This is a genomic window from Pedobacter polaris, assembly GCF_005116505.1.
In the GTDB taxonomy this organism is placed as follows: Bacteria; Bacteroidota; Bacteroidia; order Sphingobacteriales; family Sphingobacteriaceae; genus Pedobacter; species Pedobacter polaris.
In genome coordinates this window covers 1,375,945-1,396,123 of sequence record NZ_SWBR01000001.1, presented here as the reverse complement: position 1 = coordinate 1,396,123, position 20,179 = coordinate 1,375,945, and the positions used below count along the sequence as shown (strand labels likewise).

At 35.1% G+C, this 20,179-nt stretch carries 12 protein-coding genes; 6 read left to right on the top strand and 6 right to left on the bottom strand.

Going from position 1 to position 20,179, the window contains the following annotated elements:
* Positions 1-65 precede the first annotated feature (65 nt).
* Positions 66-1,871 carry a M61 family metallopeptidase gene (locus tag FA048_RS06215; protein ID WP_225872486.1) on the bottom strand — a complete coding sequence of 602 codons (1,806 nt, stop codon included), beginning with the start codon at positions 1,869-1,871 and terminating at the stop codon, positions 66-68.
* Positions 1,872-2,097: 226 nt separating this feature from the next.
* On the opposite strand from FA048_RS06215, the gene FA048_RS06210 reads away from it, so the two are divergent.
* Genes FA048_RS06210 through FA048_RS06195 form a run of 4 tightly spaced genes read left to right on the top strand, consistent with a single transcriptional unit; the run spans position 2,098 to position 8,513 of the window.
* Complete coding sequence (locus tag FA048_RS06210; RefSeq protein ID WP_136839318.1) at positions 2,098-3,204, top strand: efflux RND transporter periplasmic adaptor subunit; 1,107 nt, start codon at positions 2,098-2,100, stop codon at positions 3,202-3,204.
* Entirely contained in the window at positions 3,201-6,320 is a 3,120-nt protein-coding gene (locus FA048_RS06205) for an efflux RND transporter permease subunit (protein WP_136839317.1), read from the top strand. Before FA048_RS06210 ends, FA048_RS06205 begins: the two co-directional genes overlap by 4 nt.
* Position 6,321: 1 nt before the next feature.
* A complete protein-coding gene (locus FA048_RS06200; RefSeq protein ID WP_225872485.1) occupies positions 6,322-7,638 on the top strand; it encodes a TolC family protein in 1,317 nt (438 codons plus the stop codon).
* Positions 7,639-7,655: 17 nt separating this feature from the next.
* Positions 7,656-8,513, top strand: a complete 858-nt coding sequence (locus FA048_RS06195) for an N-acetylglucosamine kinase (protein ID WP_225872484.1) — start codon at positions 7,656-7,658, stop codon at positions 8,511-8,513.
* Positions 8,514-8,530: 17 nt separating this feature from the next.
* On the opposite strand, the gene FA048_RS06190 is transcribed toward FA048_RS06195, so the two are convergent.
* The 3 genes from FA048_RS06190 to FA048_RS06180 all read right to left on the bottom strand — a co-directional run bounded on the left by FA048_RS06190 (position 8,531) and on the right by FA048_RS06180 (position 11,940).
* Positions 8,531-8,728, bottom strand: a complete 198-nt coding sequence (locus FA048_RS06190) for a hypothetical protein (RefSeq protein ID WP_136839316.1) — start codon at positions 8,726-8,728, stop codon at positions 8,531-8,533.
* A gap of 3 nt (positions 8,729-8,731) precedes the next feature.
* Positions 8,732-10,297 (bottom strand): glycoside hydrolase family 10 protein, encoded by a 1,566-nt coding sequence (locus tag FA048_RS06185; protein ID WP_225872483.1) that lies wholly within the window; start codon positions 10,295-10,297, stop codon positions 8,732-8,734.
* Positions 10,298-10,374: 77 nt separating this feature from the next.
* A complete protein-coding gene (locus FA048_RS06180) occupies positions 10,375-11,940 on the bottom strand; it encodes a M20/M25/M40 family metallo-hydrolase (RefSeq protein WP_136839315.1) in 1,566 nt (521 codons plus the stop codon).
* 302 nt (positions 11,941-12,242) lie between these two features.
* On the opposite strand from FA048_RS06180, the gene FA048_RS06175 reads away from it, so the two are divergent.
* Positions 12,243-12,578 (top strand): TfoX/Sxy family protein, encoded by a 336-nt coding sequence (locus FA048_RS06175; protein WP_136839314.1) that lies wholly within the window; start codon positions 12,243-12,245, stop codon positions 12,576-12,578.
* A gap of 226 nt (positions 12,579-12,804) precedes the next feature.
* Here FA048_RS06175 and FA048_RS06170 read toward each other — a convergent pair whose 3' ends face one another.
* Together FA048_RS06170 and FA048_RS06165 are read right to left on the bottom strand one after the other, a co-directional pair.
* A complete protein-coding gene (locus FA048_RS06170; RefSeq protein WP_136839313.1) occupies positions 12,805-14,076 on the bottom strand; it encodes a DUF1501 domain-containing protein in 1,272 nt (423 codons plus the stop codon).
* 7 nt (positions 14,077-14,083) lie between these two features.
* Positions 14,084-16,057 (bottom strand): DUF1800 domain-containing protein, encoded by a 1,974-nt coding sequence (locus FA048_RS06165; RefSeq protein ID WP_136839312.1) that lies wholly within the window; start codon positions 16,055-16,057, stop codon positions 14,084-14,086.
* 340 nt (positions 16,058-16,397) lie between these two features.
* On the opposite strand from FA048_RS06165, the gene FA048_RS06160 reads away from it, so the two are divergent.
* On the top strand, positions 16,398-20,117 hold the full coding sequence (locus tag FA048_RS06160) for a caspase family protein (protein WP_169306817.1): 3,720 nt from the start codon (positions 16,398-16,400) through the stop codon (positions 20,115-20,117).
* Positions 20,118-20,179 lie beyond the last annotated feature (62 nt).

Here is a 20,179-nt window from a genome sequence, read left to right as displayed (position 1 = left end):
TTGAAGAGACATAAAAAATCCCGCTAGGAAAACCTAGCGGGATTTTTTATGTTAACTTGAAATTATTAATTAATTCCTAACCATTTTTTTCGTACAACCAATTGTGCAGGTGTAGCATCTTCATTAATTGTACTTTTAAATCTTACGGTTGGGTTTGCCGTTAAGGTGATATCTAAATCTCTTTTAAGACCATCTCTAACAATACTAACTTTAATTACATCTCCAACTTTTTTGTAAGTAATTTGGCTCATTCTTTCTAACATCATTTCAGCCGGGGCACCATCAATAGAAACAACTTCGTCATTTACATTTAATCCACCATTCCAAGCACCAGAACCACGACTAACAGCGCCAATAATAACTTTACCTGTTCCGGCAGAAGTTCTTGCAGCTGCAGCTCCTAAGTAAGGAACACTTTTACCTTCATTCTCGTTTATTACATCGATACCTGCATAGGCGAAATATTTAGCATATTCTACATCAACAGTTCCGGTAACGTATTTATCCCAGAAATTAGTGAAGCTAATGCCACTGATTTTTTCTACCATTGCCTTAAACTCTGCATCAGTATAACCTCTTTTTAAGGTTTTGCATTGTAAATACATTGCTTTCATTACATCATCTAAGCTTTTGGCACCTTTTGTTGCGTTTATAATTTCTAAATCCATTAATAAACCAACAACTTGACCTTTTGTATAATAAGAGATAAAGGTGTTATTTGCATTTTCTGATGGACGATAAGCTGGGTTAATCCATGCATTGAAGCTAGATTCTGCGGCAGAGTTAATTTTAGAACCTGGTGTATTCATTACAGTACCTATGGAGCCCAAATTGCTAGTTATAAAACCTTCTTGATTTATAAAGCCAGCTCTTAGCATCACTTTAGTAGGATAGTATGAAGTAAATCCTTCAGCTATCCAAAGATTTGTTGTATAGTTTTCATTTTCATAATCAAATGGACCTAAAGCTATTGGACGTAATCTTTTTACATTCCATAAGTGAAAATATTCATGCGCTACCAAACCTAAAAAGCCACTATATCCTCTCTCAGTTCCATATCCATTTCTGCTAGCACCTAAAACAGTAGAGTTTAAATGCTCTAAACCACCTCCACCTTGTGCATAATTATGTACAATAAACGTATAGTGTTTGTTAGGGTTTTCACCAAAAACAGCTGTTTCCTGTTCAACTATTTTAGCCATATCTACTTTTAGGCGTTCTTTATCATAGTTGCCGCCTCCGTACATGGCTACTTCGTGTCTAACACCAGCTGCATTAAATTCAAATATATCTTGGTTACCAACTTCTAGCGGACTATCATACAAAATATCAAAATCAGGTGCTTTATAGGTAAAGTTTTGTCCTGCTACTGGCTCTAAACCAGTACTTACTTTATCCCAGCCTGTAAAAGGAATAATTTTAACTGTACTTGGTGTTTTTATCATCCCTGCTGGGAACATAAAAATATTAGCTGGAGATAAAAATGCATGTGAAGCATCTATAAATGCGGTACGAACAGAAATTTCAAAAGCATAAACCCTATAGTTTATTTTTACAGCATTTGCTTTTGCATTATAAACTCTCCATGTATTTTTGTTTACTTTTTCGGTTTTAACTGACTTACCACCAGCAGTGGCACCAAAACCTTCTACGCTTTTAGCAAACTCACGCACTAAATAAGAACCTGGGGTCCATACTGGCATTTTAACATCTACATAATTTTTTGCAGTTATACCTGCAATATTCATTTCTACCTCTGCATAATGTGCTTGAGGTTCTTTAAAGCTAACTTCAAAGTTTATTTTAACTTGAGATTTGGCTGTCATAGTAATAGATAGTAGGATTACTAATCCTAAAATTGATTTTCTCATCTGTTTATATTTGTTTTTCATTTGGCGATAAATTATCATGATAATGCATTTCACCCATTACAGATAGAAACATGATATTTCATAAATTGTAATCTTATGGCAAATTTATAATTTATTGCTTTTTGTTGGACGCAAAATCGAAATTAAGGTGTAACATATTAAGTACATCAAATGATAAGACAAACAATTAAATAATTTTGTACGTTACAAATGCACAAACACACACATGAAAAAAAGATATATCTTTTACATTATCCTATTGTTAGGGATAGCATATTTGGTTTACTATAGAATTTCGGACAATAAAAAAATTGCCGCAGAAGGTGGCGGTGGAAAAGGAGCAGGCGGAGGTTCGAAAGATGGCAAAGGCGGTAAAGGCGGCCCTGGCATGTCTGTTGAAGGAATTGTTGTAAAAACGATGCCTTTTAATAGTAACCTAGAAGTTTCTGGAAGTATTGAAGCCAATGAATCTGTTATTTTACGGAGTGAGGTAGCTGGCCTAGTAACTGGAATTTATTTCAAAGAAGGCACCAATGTAAATAGGGGAGCTGTTCTTGTAAAAGTTAATGATCGTGATATACAAGCTCAATTACGAGAAGCGCAAACCAAACAAAATTTATCAGCTACAAATGAAAGCAGAGCAAAACAGCTTTTACAAAAAGGGGCAATTAGTCAGGAAGAATATGATACATCCCTAGCGGATCTTCAATCTTTAAAAGCACAAGCCCAATTGATTAGAGCTCAATTGGCTAAAACTTCAATTATAGCTCCTTTTAGTGGTAAAATTGGTTTGAGATCAATTTCCGTTGGGGAGTATTTGACTCCATCTACACAAATTGCAAATTTATTAAGCACAAATCCCGTTAAAATTAGTTTTTCTGTTCCAGAGAAATATGTGGGACAGATTAAATTGAACTCAACTATTTCGTTTAAAACGGATGCCTCCAACAAAACATATACTGGGAAGGTATTTGCAATTGAACCGGGAATAAATCAAGATACAAGAACATTACAGATTAAAGCGTTAGCAGCAAACCCTAGTGGCGAACTTTTACCGGGCTCATTTGCACAAGTAAAATTAGCATTGAGTACGCTTAATGATGCGATTCTAGTTCCTACTGAAGCAGTAATCCCTGTTCTAAAAGGTAAGATTGTTTATGTTAGTAAAGATGGGAAAGCAAAACAAGTTAACGTAGAGGCTGGTACAAGAACTGCGGAGAGTGTTGTGATTACATCTGGCTTAAATGTGGGTGATACTGTTCTAACAACTGGATCTATGTCTTTAAAACCTGATGCACCTGTAAAAGTTAAAATAGTTAAATCTAAACAATGAGCATTTCAACCACCAGTATCAAGCGACCGGTTCTTGCCATTGTAATGAACCTTGTTATTATCCTTTTTGGGGTAATAGGTTATAATTTTTTAGGCATTAGAGAGTATCCATCTATTGATCCTACTGTTGTTTCGGTAAGAACATCTTATCCTGGAGCAAACTCTGATATTATAGAATCTCAAATTACTGAGCCATTAGAAAAATCCATTAACTCTATTGATGGCATTAGAAATATCTCATCATCAAGTAACCAGGGTTCGAGTAACATTACCATAGAATTTAACTTAGGGAAAGATATTGATGAAGCGGCCAATGATGTAAGAGATAAGGTTTCTCAAGCTGCTAGAAACTTGCCTAAGGATATTGATGGCTTACCAACCGTAACTAAAGCCGATGCAAACTCTGACAATATCATTTCCATGACTGTACAGAGCGGTAAAAGAACTGTAACAGAATTAAGTGATTTTGCCGAAAATGTAATTGCTGATAGAATACAGACAATTCCTGGAGTAAGTGGAGTGCAAATTCAAGGGCAAAGAAAGTATGCAATGCGTATTCGCATTGACCCGAATAAATTGTCGTCATACGGATTAACATCTCAAGACATCATTACTGCGCTTACAAATGAGAACGTTGAGCTTCCTTCTGGAAAATTAACTGGAGCAACTACAGAGTTAACTGTAAAAACCTTAGGGAAATTAACAACAGTAGAGGAGTTTGAAAATCTAATTGTTAAAAACGACAGTCTAAATGTCGTTAAACTTCAAGATGTTTCTGACGTAGATCTTGGATCAGAAAACGAAGAAACTGTGCTTCGTGAATCTGGAATACCAATGGTAGCTGTGGCAATTTTGCCTCAACCTGGCGCAAATTATCTAGAAATCAGCAAAGAGTTTAACAAAAGATACGAAAAATTGGTAGCAGACATGCCGGCAGACATCAAGCTCAATGTGTCTTTAGATAGCACTTTATTTATTAAAAGATCGGTTACTGAAGTTGCCGAAACCATATTAATAGCGTTAGTACTGGTAATTCTTATTATCTATCTTTTCTTTAGAGATTGGGCCATTGCTTTTAGGCCATTAATCGATATTCCAGTATCGTTGATTGCTACATTTTTTATCATGTACATTTTTGGATTTTCTATCAATGTACTTACACTTTTAGCAATTGTTTTGGCCACAGGTTTAGTGGTTGATGATGGGATTGTAGTAACTGAAAACATCTTTAAAAAAGTTGAGGAAGGCTTATCGCCTATTGAAGCCGCTATTAAAGGTTCTAATGAAATTTTCTTTGCTGTAATTTCCATTTCCATTACACTTGCAGCCGTATTTTTACCCGTAATATTTTTACAAGGATTTGTTGGGCGGCTCTTTCGAGAGTTCGGTGTTGTAATAGGTGCAGCTGTTCTAATTTCGGCGTTTGTTTCGCTTACTTTAACACCAATGCTAAATGCCTATTTAATGAAAAAAGGCGGCCACAAACCAAGCAGGTTTTACAATTTTACAGAGCCTTATTTTGTGAAATTGAATGAGGCTTACAAATCGAACTTAGATAAGTTTTTAGATAGACGCTGGTTAGCGGCGCCAATTATTATAGTTTGTGTTGGCTTAATTGTATTGTTCTGGAATTTGTTGCAAAAAGAGACTGCTCCTTACGATGATAGAAGTGCAATTAACATGAACTTAAGCACTCCAGAAGGTGCATCATTTGCTTATACAGATAGGTTTATGAGCAAGGTTGCTCAAACAATAACCGACTCTGTGCCCGAAAAGAAAGTGCTAATTACAATTACGTCACCTGGGTTTGGTGGAGCTGGAGCAACTAATTCTGGCTTTTTGCGAATGGGTTTAGTAGATCCAGGAGACCGAGAAAAAAGTCAAAAAGAAATTGCTGATAGATTAACAAAAATCACTAAAAAATATTCTGAAGGAAAAGTAACCGTTACCCAACAACCAACTATTTCTGTTGGTAGAAGGGGTGGATTACCAATTAGTTATATTATTCAGGCACAAAATTTTGAAAAGCTGAGAGAGAAAGTGCCTTTGTTTATGGATGAAGTTTCTAAAGATCCAACCTTTACTGCTTCTGATGTAAATTTAAAATTTAATAAGCCAGAAATTAACTTAACGATTGATAGAGACAAAGCAAGAAATTTAGGTGTTTCTATTGTTGATATTGCACAAACTTTACAGTTAGGCCTAAGTGGACAGCGTTTTTCTTATTTCTTTATGAATGGAAAACAATATCAGGTAATTGGGCAGTATGATGTAAGCGACCGTAAAGACCCATTAGATTTAAGCTCGGTTTATGTAAGAAATGATAAAGGAAAGTTAATACAGTTAGATAATCTGGTTACTGCAAAAGAAGAAAGCAGTCCACCACAATTGTATAGAAATAACCGTTTCATTTCTGCAACCGTTTCGGCAGGTTTATCACCGGGTAAGAGTATAGGCGATGGGATAAAAGCCATGGATGAAATAGCTGCTAAAGTATTGGATGAAAGTTTTAGTACCGACTTAAGTGGAGAATCTCGAGATTTTCAAGAAAGTTCATCAAATACGATGTTTGCATTTGGTTTAGCTTTATTGTTGGTTTATCTTATTCTTTCTGCCCAATTCGAAAGTTTTAAAGATCCTATTATTATCATTTTAACTGTACCAATGGCGGTTGCTGGAGCATTTTTATCACTTTGGTTATGTGGTCAAACTTGGAATATTTTTAGCCAGATTGGCACCATCATGTTGATTGGTTTGGTAACTAAAAATGGAATTCTGATTGTTGAGTTTGCCAACCAGCTAAAAGAAAAGGGCGCAACAGTTCAAGAGGCAATTAGAGAGGCTTCTATTTCTAGGCTTCGCCCAATTTTAATGACAAGTATGGCAATTGCTATTGGAGCTTTACCTATTGCAATGGCTTTGGGTGCTGCAGCAAAAAGTAGAATGAGCATGGGAACTGTTATTATTGGCGGAACATTGTTCTCGTTAGTTTTAACACTATTTGTAATTCCCGCTATTTACTCATACTGGAGTAAAGAACACAAAGAAAATAAAGATTTAAAAGATTCATTAGCTGCAGCAATGGCTGATGAAAAGGCTGCAAAAAGTAATGACTAAAATGAAATTGAAGTATATTATATTTTCTATTGCCCTCTGGATAGCCTGTGCTAACCAAAATGTTTTTGCGCAAGAAAGGTTAAGTCTTCAGGACGCTATTACTATTGCCTTAAATAACAATTATGATATTAAATTGGTAAATAATGAAGTTGCTATTGCCAAAAACAATGTTAATTTAGGTAATGCAGGAATTTTGCCTGTTGCAGTTGGCACATTTAATACTGGTGGTAGTAAACAAAATACGGTTCAAACTCAATCTACCGGAACCCAAAGAATTGTGGATGGTGCAAGAAGTACAAACATGTCTTACGGGGTTGGCTTAGATTGGACAGTTTTTGATGGCTTTGCAATGTTTGCTAATTATGATAGATTAAAAGCCTTAGAACAACAGGGTAGAATTGTGGCAAAAGGACAAATTATAACTACAATTTCTGATGTAATTAATGCATATTATAATGTTGTAAAACAACAGCAATTGGTTGTAGCCTCTGATAGTGCTATCGATATTTCAACTTATAGATTGAGAATTGCAAATAACAAACTAGATCTTGGTCGTGGTTCTAAACTAGATGTACTGTCTGCAAAAGTTGATTACAATACCGATACCTCTAACTATTTGCAACAAAAAAACTTACTGAACAACTATATGGTTACCTTAAATCAGTTAATGGCCAGAGATGCTAACATTAAGTTTACAGTAAATAGTGATATGACCATTGATAATAATTTAAATTACGCAACATTAGCTTCGCAAACAGAAAATCTGAATCCTGATTTACAAAGTGCATTTATTAGCAAAAAAATTGCAGAATTAAACTTAAAGCAAATTAAGGGCAATCGTTATCCTCAAGTGAGTATAAACAGTGGTTATGATTTTAATCGAAGTGCTAACCCTACAGGCTTCAGTACCAAATCAAGATCTAACGGATTTACTTATGGGTTAACAGCAAGTGTTCCCATTTTTAATGGCTTTTTGCAAAGACAAAATGAGCGTAATGCTAAAATTGGAATAAATTCGTCTGAGTTAACATTAGAAAAAACTAGGCAGGATATTATTGCTCAATTAACTTCAGCTTACCAAAGCTACAGTACCTACCTAGAATTAGTAAAGTTAGAGCGTGGTAATGTAGAAATTGCCAAACAAAATTTAGATATTACCTTAGAGAAATATCGCTTGGGTAGTATAGCGCCTTTAGAGTTAAGAGAAGCACAAAGAAATGCATTGGATGCCAATAGCAGATATGTAGAAATACAATATCAAGCTAAATTGGCAGAAATTACATTAAAAGAACTTAGTGGCACTTTAAATATTCAATAAATTACTATTTTTAGTGCATGATTTTAGTCGCAGATAGTGGTTCTTCGAAAACAGATTGGATGGCCTATGGCCCAGGACATACACTTACTTTCAGTACACAAGGAATAAATCCTTATTTCGTAAATGCAAATGATGTTGTAAGAATTCTTTCTAAGAATAGAGATTTATCAGCTTATGCGAATTCTATTAAAGAAGTCTACTTTTTTGGTTCAGGCTGTTCATCGCCAGATAAGCATGAAATTATATCTAATGGGTTATCTGCTTTCTTTACCAAGGCTTTTGTAAGTGTAGACCATGATTTGACGGGTTCTGCCTATGCAACTTGTGGGGATAAAAAAGGTTTAACCTGCATTTTAGGAACTGGTTCTAATATTACCTATTATGATGGAACTAATGTGCATGACGGAAAGCATGGTTTAGGTTATGTGTTGGGTGATGAAGGTTCTGGAACTTATTTTGGCCGAAAAGTTTTAGTTTCTTACTTGTATGGCACAATGCCAGCTGACCTGATGGCTGTATTTGCCGAACAATTTCAGGTAAACAAAGACATAGTTATCCAAAACATTTATCAAAAGCCTTTCCCAAATTCATATCTTGCTACTTTTAGCCGTTTTATGATTGGGCATAAAGCACATCCTTTTATCCAAAAGATGTTAAAGGATGGATTTCAAGAATTTATAGATACCAATGTAAAAGACTATAAAGAATATAAAACTTTAGAATGCAACTTTGTGGGTTCTATTGCCTTTTACTATCAGGATGAGCTAAGAAGCGTATTTGCCGAAAACAACATCAAAGTTGGCAAAATTTTGCAAAAACCAATTGAAGGTATTTTCGAATATATTCTTAAACGTGAAGGAATAGCAGTTAGTTAATATAACTGAAATGCATTCTATTTGGATTCATCCATTTCATAAGCTACAAAATTCCAACTGCCTTTGGCATCTTTTTCATAGCTTACTTTATAGTTAGAAGAAGGTGGAATTGTAAAATGAAAACTCAATTTAGTTTCTTCAGGGTTTTTAGGAATGAAATGATTTACGATTGAATTGGCCGTAGCTTCAACCTGTTCTTTTGAATGTTGTTTCATAATTTATTTTATACCACCAATTGTATGTTCAACAAACTCACTTTCATTTCCTGTCCTATCTATGGCAGTAATGGCAAATGAGCTTAGCATTTTTCTTTCCGCTCCCTTTAAACCTTCAACAGAAACCAATAAATCTAATGATTCTTCTTTCCTATTCATAATTCGATAATTCCATTTATCACCATATTTATAATAAACAACCCATCTAAAAACATCGCTTCTTTCCGGGTGATTCCATCTAATTTCCCAGAGTTTATCTTTTGGAGCTACCGTTACTATTGGCTTTTCTGGTTTTTTATGATCTAACCATGAGCTTGATGGTACTAAAGCTTGTTTTTGGTATGGGCCATCTGTTAATCCCTTTCTTAATTTCTCATGGGTAATTAAAGCCGCAATACTCCAATAAACAGCACCTTTACTCTGGGGCAGCATCCCTCTCGTTATCATAACTTGATTAATTACTTCGTCTACATTTTTATCATCACCACCCAAGCCTACATTCATGCCCGGCCATAAGTGTCTACCTTTGGTGTTTTCACTTTGCCACCAGCCTAACAATACAGGAAAACTGTGTGGAATATCATTTACTTTCCAATACAATTGTGGTGTAAAATAATCTATCCAACCCTCATTTAGCCAAAGTTTAGCATCAGCGTATAGTTTTTCATATTGGTCATAACCTTCAATAGATTGCGGAAAACCTGGTCTCCAAATACCAAATGGACTTAAACCAAATTTCACGTATTTTTTTTCTGCTTTTATCTCTTTATAAACTCGTTTGATAAATGTGTTTACACTTTCTCTTCTCCAATCTGCCCTACTTAATTTTCCGCCACTTTTCTGATAAGCATTCCAACTTACACTATCAGGAAAATCAGCACCCCCATTATAAGAATCGTAAGGATAGAAGTAATCATCAAAATGAACGCCATCAATATCATAACGTTTAACAATATCTTTTACCACAGCAGATGACTGATCTTGCACACCTTTTAAAGATGGATCCATCCAGTATTGGCCATCTTTAAGCTTTACCACTAATTCTGGTTTAGATTTCACAACAGAACCCGCACTTTCATCTTTACCAGATAAATGATGGGCACGGTATGGGTTTAACCAAACATGTAATTCCATTCCTCGGTCATGCGCTGCTTCTACCCAAAAAGTTAAGGGATCATAATAAGGTTCTGGAGCTTTCCCTTGTGTTCCCGTTAAAAAATAAGACCAAGGTTCTATTTCGCTTTTATACAAGGCATCAGCCTGAGGCCTAATCTGTAAAATTGCAGCATTAAAATTCAACTTCTGCAATAAATCTAACAATGCAATTGCTTCTTTTTGCTGCTCTGCGGTTGATAAGCCTGGTTTACTTGGCCAGTTGATATTTGCTACAGAAGCAATCCAAGCCGCTCTAAATTCTTGCATGACTTTAGGCTGACTAGCTTTTAAGTCTTCTGGTTTTTGCCCAAAACAAAACTGAAAGCACAATATACCAGATAAAGCTATTATTATAGATTTTTTAAACATGGGTTTGGTTTGTTGTGTGATACTTACTAATAAATAAATTGTCATTCTGACGAAGGAAGAATCTAAATAATGGAATAAAATAGATGCTCGTTCTTCAGAATGACAATGTGAAAATGATATTATTAGTTCAAACCACCTTTACGATTTGCCTTAACAGGAGCTGGCCAAACACCTGGTTGATTTGTTCTAGGGTTGATTGCCATTGGGGCTTTCTCTGTTGAAGTTTTCTCAGGATCTTCACAAGCCATATAAACTAATATTGCTGCTAAAATCACATTGCTTCTCACTTCATCAAAAACAATTTTATCATAAGTATCACGATTGGTGTGCCAAGTGTAGCTGAAATAATCCCAAGGCAATGCACCTAAAGAAATCCCTAAAGCACCTGCGGCAACAAATGACGCATTATCTGAACCTCCACCACTTGGAGTACCCGGAAAACTTGTTTTGATTTGATTTTTAATGGTATCAGGAACTGCAGCCAACCATCTTGGTAAAAAGTCTTTGGCTTTTGCAAAACCTGCACCACCAATATTAACAACTCTTCCCGTACCATTATCTTGATTAAATAAAGCTTGTAAATTATTTATAATTTCTGGATGGTCTTCTACAAAAGCCCTTGAACCATTTAAACCTTGTTCCTCACTAGCCCAATGCCCTACTAAAATTGTTCTTTTCGGATTTGGGTAGAATTTTTTCAAAATACGCATTGCTTCCATCATCATAATGGTACCAGTACCATTATCTGTTGCACCGCTTGATGCATCCCATGAATCAAAGTGAGCTGATAGCATCACATATTCATTTGGTTTTTCTGTACCTTTTATCTCTGCAAGGGTATTAAAAGTAGGAACAACACCTAACTCTTTCGATTCAGATTCGATTCTAAGCATTGGTTTATTACCATACTCTGCTAAACGATAAACTAATCCATAATCTTCTACAGATAAATCAACCGTAGGAATTTTAGTTGTATTTGCACTAAAAACTTTATCAACTCCCCAACCAGCAGACCAGTTGTTAATGATAATACCAGCTGCGCCAGCCTTTTCTATTGCCAAAGCCAAATTTTTAGCATTTAAACCAGTTTTAGCTAATCTATCTCTCCACGCTTTTGCAGCGTCTTCTTTTTCTTTTTTAAATTTTGCTAAACCATCTTTAGTTGAGAAATCTTCATAGTTTTTATCTGGTCTGCCAGAAATTTGTGCTTGAGAAATCAGCACCAATTTTCCTTTTACATTTGGCAACCACTTCACAAATGCCATTGAATCTGTAACCAATGGCAATACAATCGCCTCAGCATTAATTGGCTTGCCCTTAACAGTAGATGGGCTCCAAGCCAATTGCGTACCTTCTAGGGTTCTTAATCTTGGGCTTATTAAATCTATGTGGGTAATACCTCTTTCCCAGCCTCTCCATTCACCCCATTTTTCTGTTTTAGCAGAAATTCCCCAGTCGCCATATTTTTTCACTGCCCAATCTCCAGCTTGTTTCATTTGTGGTGTTCCAACTAAGCGTGGACCAACAACATCTAAAAGTTCGTGAGCTAGTTTTTCTAATTGAGAATTTTCATTTGCTTCCTTAGTAACACTTGCTACAAATGCATCTTTGGTTTGCGCAAAAGTTAAACTGCTACTTAGCAATGCCGCTATAAAAAGCAACAATAGCGATTTTTGGGTAATTTTCATTTTATAAGTTAATTAGTTTATTTCCTGTCTGAAAGATAAGAATTGCTTAAGTTTTAAGCAACAATCATCAAATAAGTTACAGGAAGAGCGAGGAGATAGGAACAAGGATAAAAAGCAAAGACAAAAGCGCTGCACCTTCTCCAAAAACCGCTCGCCCTGTTTAGTTCGTCATTGCCAGCTTGACTGGCAATCTTAATGCTATGAAAGGCTGTTTTAAGACGACACACTACAAAGACGAAAGTGGAGAAATAATAATTAAATTCGTACTACTAAATAACTGAAATAAAATAAGTAAGATATAGATGGCATCAGAACAGAAATTTGTAGATTTTATCGCTGACCAAATTGGTTTTCCAGAACACGTAACGAACAAAAAAATGTTTGGTGAATACGGATTGTATTTCGACAACAAATTATTTGGTCTTATTTGCGATAATAAATTATTTATTAAGCCAACTCAATCTGGAAGATTATATATAAAAGACGTTGTTGAAGCATCGCCATATACAGGAGCAAAACCAAGTTTCTTAATTGAAGAAAAAATAGAAGATAGAGAATGGTTACAAAAATTAGTAAAAATTACAGTTAATGAATTGCCAGAGCCAAAACCTAAAAAAAGTAAGCTCAAAGACAAATAATATAATTTACTAATACAACACAAAATAACGAACCGCTAACATCTGTTAAGCAAAAGTAGGTCTGATGTGTTAAATTGAGCATTTGTGTGCTTCTAATATCTGCCTTTACCAAGCCGCAAAACGTTAATACAACTTATAACAACTTAGCCAAACAAAAAATGGCTCGTAATTTCACGAACCATCTCTATATACTCTATATACTAAGTACTAATTACTATATACTCCTTTAAACCCCTCTCATTACACCAATCTGCTTGCCTACCCAGTCTGGGAACAAAACTTTATCATTATGAATACCTAAATGTTTGTCAGCTACTTCACTAAATACAGCTCTAAAATCTGTAGTTACTGCTAAGTCTCTACCATCTTCTAAATTTTCTTTAGCTAGTGGATTAACGAGCCCATGAACCATACCTCCACTTACACCATTGCCTAAAATGAAGTTACATGAAGCACGACCGTGATCTGTACCGCCTGTTCCATTTTGCGCAACTGTACGGCCAAATTCTGTCATGGTCATTACTGTAACTTCATCTTGATATCTTCCCATATCAGTCCAAAAAGCCATGATACTATTACTTAAATCATTTACATTACGAGCAAAAATTCCAGTTTCAGTACCTTGATTAAAGTGAGTATCCCATCCTCCAGATTCTGCAAAAGCAACTTCCATGCCCACATCCATTTTAATTAACTGGGCAATTTGTTTTAATGCATTTCCTAAAGCTGTGGCAGGATAAACAGCATTATTTTCTGGTTTGTAGTTTTTAGTATCTGTTTTTTGAAGCATTTTAACGGCATCAAAACTTTCTTTACCAGTATTTTTTAGCAAGCCTGAAGAAGTTTGATCATATAAATCTTCGAAACTTTTTGAGGCCATATTTGCTCCGGCCTGGTTGCCTTTCAATTGAATGTTAAAGTCAGCTAGATTTTTAATGGCTACGGCAGAATTATCTCCATAAAATGACCTTGGCAATGATGAGGTTAAACTTACAGCTTGAAGCGGTGTAGCCGCATCATGGCCTAATAAACCAACTGCACGATTTAACCACCCGCTTGCAGTACCTTTATTAAATGGTGTGCCTGATTCCATATAATCTTGCGCATCAAAATGAGACCGTGTATTATTTGGCGATCCTATACCGTGTACAATAGCCATACGTTTTTCTCTAAACATTGGTTCGAATGCACTCATTGATGGATGTAATCCAAATTTACCATCCAGGTCTATTAATGGCTTATTTTTTCCACCTTGTGCTGCGGTCATAAACAAACCTGGTCTAGCCGCTTTTAAATATTGATCTGTAAATGGCGTTACTGCCATTAGGCCGTCCATTGCACCTCTTTGAAAGATGCAAACCATAATTTTTTTCTTTTTAAATAAACCTGGGGTTGTTGTACCAGCAACGGCATCTGCTAAAAAACTAGGTATACCGCCTAAGCCGATACCAAATAATGCTAATCCTCCTGCTTTAATAAATCCTCTTCTTGAAGTCATGATAAATCTATTTACGTTGAAATTCTGGTGAACCTATAATTACTCCTACTACTTGCGAAAGCATGGTGTTTGTTCCTGCTTTTTGTCCTGGAGTTCCGTTAGCTATTGCTTTTTTTCCTTTTTTAATTTTCTCTGCCCCATCATCCATAATGTTGGCATCTTCATTAGCCATGGTATTCATTTGCATTGTAGGTGTACTTTGCTCGGCTGCTTTTGCTACATTACTTTCTAGATTAGGATCATTAAGCATGGGTTTTAGTCTGGCAATTGTGGCCTCTAATTTTCGCTCTGGCATAAACAACTTGCTATAAATGTTTAATGCTGCTTCTGCACTTTCTGGCTCATGGTTATTATTCATTGCCGCCAAATTAAAAGTAATGCCTGGAATTCTTTGTGAGGCCAATGCCAATCCAAAATTCATTCTACTTAACAAAGAACCAGTATTAATCCAATATTGCCCCTTATCTGGGAAACCAGTAGGTGCTTGATAATAGTACATTTGTTGTCCCATTTTATTAATCCAAGCATACAATTGGTAAGGTTGATTTATCTTGGCATCTAAAGCTCTAACTGAGCTTATTGCCAGCTCAAATGGAGATTTTGTTTTTTCTCTTAAAGCATCAGTCGACCAAAATTCTGGAGCAGTTGCCATAGTAATTAAAACCTTTTTAATATCCCCGTCTGTACTTAGGAAAGTTTTAGCCATTTTATCTATTAAGCTTTGAGGTGGGTTATCACTTACAAAACGAACCGCAATTTTCTTTGAAATAAATTTAGCAGCCGAGTTGTGGTGTGCTAGCATTTTTAACAATTCAACACCTTCTTCATAACCTCCTCCAGCTGGGAATTTTTTACCTAAAACAGTTTTCGCGGCATTGTCGTGTCTATTGGGCACGAAAAGAAAATCTCCTTCATGTACAAAACCACGTTTGCTCAGGTTATTGTCTCCAACTCTTTCCATCAGCTTTTTCATAGGAGCTCCGTAGCCATTATCGCCCATTGGTGCTATTGTCCATCCTGTTAAAATACGAGCTGCTTGTGTTACATCGCTTTGCGTATAACCCCCATCAACACCTAGTGTATGCAATTCCATTACCTCACGGGCATAATTCTCATTTAATCCTTGCTTGCCTTTTTTCTGCTTATTTGCCTGCACCTTTTGCATTGCAATTTGCGCTTTCTTATTACGAGTTTTTGCTGGCTGCATAGTACCCATAACCATTTCACTACCTGGCTCTTCCATCGAGACATTATTGCCAGAACTACTAAAATTATCTAAATACATTAGCATTGCTGGAGATTTAGCAGTGCTTAAAACCAATGTTTCGAACCTGCCAAATACATTCGGACGGATCACATCTCTTTCATAAGCTGGGATGTAAGCTGCACATTGATTTTTACTCAATGAGACATTGAAATGGTTAAACCAAAAATCTGTCATTAATTCTTTTAACTGATTATTTGTATATGCTGCTCTTAATATTTTCTGATTGATGAATTGACGATACAAATCTTGTTGAGGTCTGTAACCTTTCTCTTTCATGTAAGATGCAATAGCTGACCGATATTCCTTGCCATTAGCTTTGTTTACCGAATCTTTATGAATTGCGCCATCTTTAATTGCAAACCTTACCAGTTGTGCATTGCGAGGGTAAAGATTTTCTACTTGGGTATTAGTTAGGTTAATTGCATCGAAATTACTTAGTTTCGAATCTAAATCTGTATCCTCTAAATTCCCTTCCAATTGTTGTGCTAACCATTTTTCTAATCCTGTTTTTAAAACATTGTCAATGTCTCCAGATTTAGCACCGTATGTAAAGCGGCTAATTAAATGGGCAGCTGCTTGTTGTTCTGTTAATCCTGCTTGTTTATAAGGTAAAACAAACTGTCCTTTTTCTTGAGAATTTCTTACAAATGAAGAAAAAGCTAGTGCGCAGCTAAATGCAAGAATGCAGATGTAAAAACTGTTGATTTTTTTCATGTCTTATGGCAATTACATTCGTATGACAACAAAAATTTAATAAAGATTAATCGGTATCAGAAATATTAAAAGAATAATTAAAAAAAAATCTCTAAAATATTATCCAATAGGTTTTTTTAATGGTTTTTGATTGTAAAATATTTTTCCTCTTCTATAATAATATACCACTTATTAGGTATTGGTTTAGCCCAATTTTGATATTAACTTGTACGAAGTTTTTCCGGTTATGCTTATTTACCAATTCTCTTTTTTTAAAGTATGTAAACTTAGACTAATAGTGCTCATCGCACTTTTCTTTAGCCTTTCACCTTTTTATTCAAAAGCTCAGCAGCCTAAATTGATGGCTCCTACTGGCCATGTTTTAAGCGTGAGTGATGTAGATTTCAGTAAAGACGGAAAATACATGGTTACTGTCGCTGATAATGAAATTAAATTTTGGGAAACTGAAACCGGAAGATTAATCTATAATTTAAAAGGAAATAGTTATGAGGGTTTTATCAATAACGGCAAAACACTTATCACTACGGAGCTTAAAAATGATTCGATTGGCAAGATAAAATTTTGGGATTTAAATTCTGGAGAAGTTATCGATTCTTTACCTGGCATTACAGTTCGATTTAGCGACGATGAGAGTCTAATGTTGCTAAGTTCTGGTTTAGATAGTGTTGACATTATTCAAGTAAAAACTAAGAAAAAAATAGGCAGTTTACCTGGAAGCATTGGATTTTTTGTGAATAGCGATAAGTTAATTTTTACAGCAACTATATTGGCAGATGATACAGGCTATAAAATGATGTTCTGGGATGCGAAGACTCATAAACACATTAACCAGTATAATGCAGCTTTGGCAGGAGCAAGTAAAAATTTATTTGTTTTAGAGCACGATTCTACCTCGAAGATTTTAGACTTGAATAAAAATGAAATTGTTCAAGTTTTTAATAGGCCTAAATATAACGACAGTAAGAACCATATCTCTTACAAAATGAAGTTTAGTCCAGACCATAAGTTGCTGATGTTTTTTCCGAGAGACAATTATGTGGCGATAATTGACAATGAAACTTATGCGTTAAAAAAAACATTAAATCTTGGCTTTAACATTAGAGATTTAATTTTCAATGAAGATGGATCAATGTTCATTACCACCGATGAAGATAGTAGTGCCACTGCTTGGGATACCAAAACTTTTGAAAAACTATATAGCTTAAAAGGGCATAAGAAATGGATCAATGAGCTAGTTTTTAGTAAGGATAATAAATCTATATTAACCTCTTCGTTTGATAATACTGCCATTTTATGGAATGCAAAAGATGGTTCTTTCATTAGAACATTTACAGGAAAGAACGCAACTATAAATAAAAGCTTAATGAGTACTAATGGAGATTTCATTGCACAGCAAAGTGGCGATTACATTTTCGTGTGGGAAACAAAAACAGCAAAAAAAATTGCCTCTATTAAATGCAAAAGCGATCAAATTAGATTCTCCAGTGATAATAAATACTTGATTGTTAATCAAAATTATGGCTCAAGTGCTTCTGAAACTCGTACACTAATTTTAGATTTAAATATTCAAAAAATTGTTAAAGATCTTTATTTCAGAGGAAATCCTAACAAATACATTATCAGTAATGATGCCCAATACTTTTCTGTTTTTAATGACACAGCAAAAGCTTTAAATGTTTTTGATCTTGATGACAATTTGGTTCTTAGCATAAAAACTCCTGAAGGTAAAATAATTACCAACTCTAATTTTTCTCAAGATCACCAAACACTCATTATTTGTTACCAATTAACCAGTGGTGACAGAACTGGCAGAGAATTAGTGGCTTATCAACTTTCTAACAAACAACAATTATGGAATTATCGGAATAGACTTATTTATGATGATTTTACCGTTACTAAAAACAACAAGTATCTTATTGCCCGCATGGCGGCAGATTCATTGATATGCCTAGATTTGAAAACTGGAGAATCTTTTTATATGTCTTTCGAATCAAAAGGATCTAAATGGAGTGACAGAACTATTGAGAGCAGTGTAGATGGAAAGTATTTATGGGTTTACGATTCTTATGGACTATCAGTTTTTGATTTAATTAGTCGCAAGCAAATTATCAATCATAAAAGTGAAGACTGGATAACTATGGTTAATATAAGTAATGATGGTTATTTAATTGTTGGAGACGTTGCCAATCATCTAAATTACATTCAATTAAGCACAGGAAAAACTACTAAAACCTTAACTACAAGGGGATATGCGTCTGCCTTTTCAAATGGATATTTACTAACCAGCGATAGAACGTTCCTACATTTACACAAAGACACTAAATTACTTTATAGCCTGTTAAATGTTGAAGAGAATGACCAAATTATTGTTGATCCATCTGGAAGATATGATGGAACGGAAGCAGCGAGAAAACTATTATATTTTACCTGTGGCAAAGAAATAATAAGCTTAGAACAAGTAAAGGATTTATTATGGGTGCCAAATTTAGCAGAGCGAATAAGCAAAGCTGAAGTCATAAATGCACCTAAACTTTCTGATCTAGCCATTTGTGGTTTAACTCCCGAAGTAGAATCAATAGACAATAAAACTGATCAGCATGAATTTAAGATTAATCCACGAAAAGGTGGTTTGGGTGAAACCGTTCTTTATATCAATGAAATTGAAGTAAAAAGATACCTTCCTAATCAACTTGTTAAAATAGGCTTAAGCTACAGTTTAAAAATTCCAAAAACCAGTTTAGCTAGTTACTTCATAGCCGGGAAAGAGAATTTTGTAACAGTAAAAGCCTACACAGCTAAAAATGACATTTCATCTCGTGGGGCAAAAGTAACCAACCTTAAAACTCCTGTAAGTTCATTACCACCAAATTTATATGCCGTAGTTGTTGGGGTAAGTGATTATAAGGGCACAGAGCTCGATTTAAAATATGCTGCAAAAGATGCAAATGACATTGCCAATGCTTTAGGAAATAGTGCAAGAAAACTTTTGAATACTGATGGAAAAGAACATGTTTTTATTTACAACCTTAATACTTCAAAAGAAGGTCAATTTCCAGAAAAGCTAAGTATTAAAAATGCCATTGCAGATGTAGGCAAGAAAGCAACGGCCAATGATGTTTTTATTGTATTTTTTGCTGGCCATGGTGTAATGGAGGGTGCCAAAAAACAGTTCTATTTTTTAACTGCCGATGCATCTAAAGCTAGTTTGGCTGCACAAGTTGGTATTAGCACTGATGAACTGAGTGAATGGATGAAACCAGCCAATATTAAAGCTCAAAAACGAATTCTAATCTTCGATGCTTGCAATAGCGGACAGGCTGTTAATGAATTGGTAAAAATTGGGCAGGCAAATCAGCAATATTTGGCAGCAAGGAATGATGACAAATCTCAGCAGATTAAAACCATTGAAAAGCTCAATGAGAAATCAGGATTATTCATTCTATCAGCCTCTGCTAGCAACCAAAGTGCTTACGAAATGGGAAGATTCTCACAGGGCCTTTTAACCTATGCATTACTGAAAGCAATGAAAGAACAGCCAGCTATTTTAGACGATAACAAATTTCTTAATGTTGGCAAATGGTTTACGGCTGCAGAAAAAACCGTTAGTGATATTGTTAGAGAAAGTGGCAATAGGCAAGAACCTCAAGTAGTAAGCATGTCTAATTTTAACATTGGTATTGTTGATCAAGAAGTGATGGCCAAAATTATTTTACCACAAGAAAAAGCATTGTTCGCCTCAAGTAACTTTCAAAATAACGATGAGGCAATTGCTGATGATGATTTGGAATTAAGCAAATCGATTAATCAGGCATTAAACAATATCTCTTCAAGAGGAGTCGATGCAAATATTACTTATGTAATAGGTACAAACTCTCCAGAGGCTTTTGCACTAAGTGGAAGATATGAAGTTAAAGGGGATGAGATTATCGTAAAAGTTAATATTAGGCAGCATAAAGAAATAAAACATAGGTTTGAGCTAAAAGGAAAAAAGGAAAATTTAGCTGCATTAGCAGAAACCATTGTACAACTAGCTGCACAGTGGAGTGCTAGAAAAGAATAGAAAACCACAGATGCACTGATTAAGAATAACAAAATCTGCGTATCTGCGGCCATTTATAGTAA

Excerpts from the sequence above, each read along its gene's own strand:
- FA048_RS06215 (WP_225872486.1), bottom strand. The coding sequence starts at position 1,871 with ATGAGAAAATCAATTTTAGGATTAGTAATCCTACTATCTATTACTATG.
- FA048_RS06210 (WP_136839318.1), top strand. The coding sequence starts at position 2,098 with ATGAAAAAAAGATATATCTTTTACATTATCCTATTGTTAGGGATAGCA.
- FA048_RS06205 (WP_136839317.1), top strand. The coding sequence starts at position 3,201 with ATGAGCATTTCAACCACCAGTATCAAGCGACCGGTTCTTGCCATTGTA.
- FA048_RS06200 (WP_225872485.1), top strand. The coding sequence starts at position 6,322 with ATGAAATTGAAGTATATTATATTTTCTATTGCCCTCTGGATAGCCTGT.
- FA048_RS06195 (WP_225872484.1), top strand. The coding sequence starts at position 7,656 with ATGATTTTAGTCGCAGATAGTGGTTCTTCGAAAACAGATTGGATGGCC.
- FA048_RS06190 (WP_136839316.1), bottom strand. The coding sequence starts at position 8,728 with ATGAAACAACATTCAAAAGAACAGGTTGAAGCTACGGCCAATTCAATC.
- FA048_RS06185 (WP_225872483.1), bottom strand. The coding sequence starts at position 10,297 with ATGACAATTTATTTATTAGTAAGTATCACACAACAAACCAAACCCATG.
- FA048_RS06180 (WP_136839315.1), bottom strand. The coding sequence starts at position 11,940 with ATGAAAATTACCCAAAAATCGCTATTGTTGCTTTTTATAGCGGCATTG.
- FA048_RS06175 (WP_136839314.1), top strand. The coding sequence starts at position 12,243 with ATGGCATCAGAACAGAAATTTGTAGATTTTATCGCTGACCAAATTGGT.
- FA048_RS06170 (WP_136839313.1), bottom strand. The coding sequence starts at position 14,076 with ATGACTTCAAGAAGAGGATTTATTAAAGCAGGAGGATTAGCATTATTT.
- FA048_RS06165 (WP_136839312.1), bottom strand. The coding sequence starts at position 16,057 with ATGAAAAAAATCAACAGTTTTTACATCTGCATTCTTGCATTTAGCTGC.
- FA048_RS06160 (WP_169306817.1), top strand. The coding sequence starts at position 16,398 with ATGGCTCCTACTGGCCATGTTTTAAGCGTGAGTGATGTAGATTTCAGT.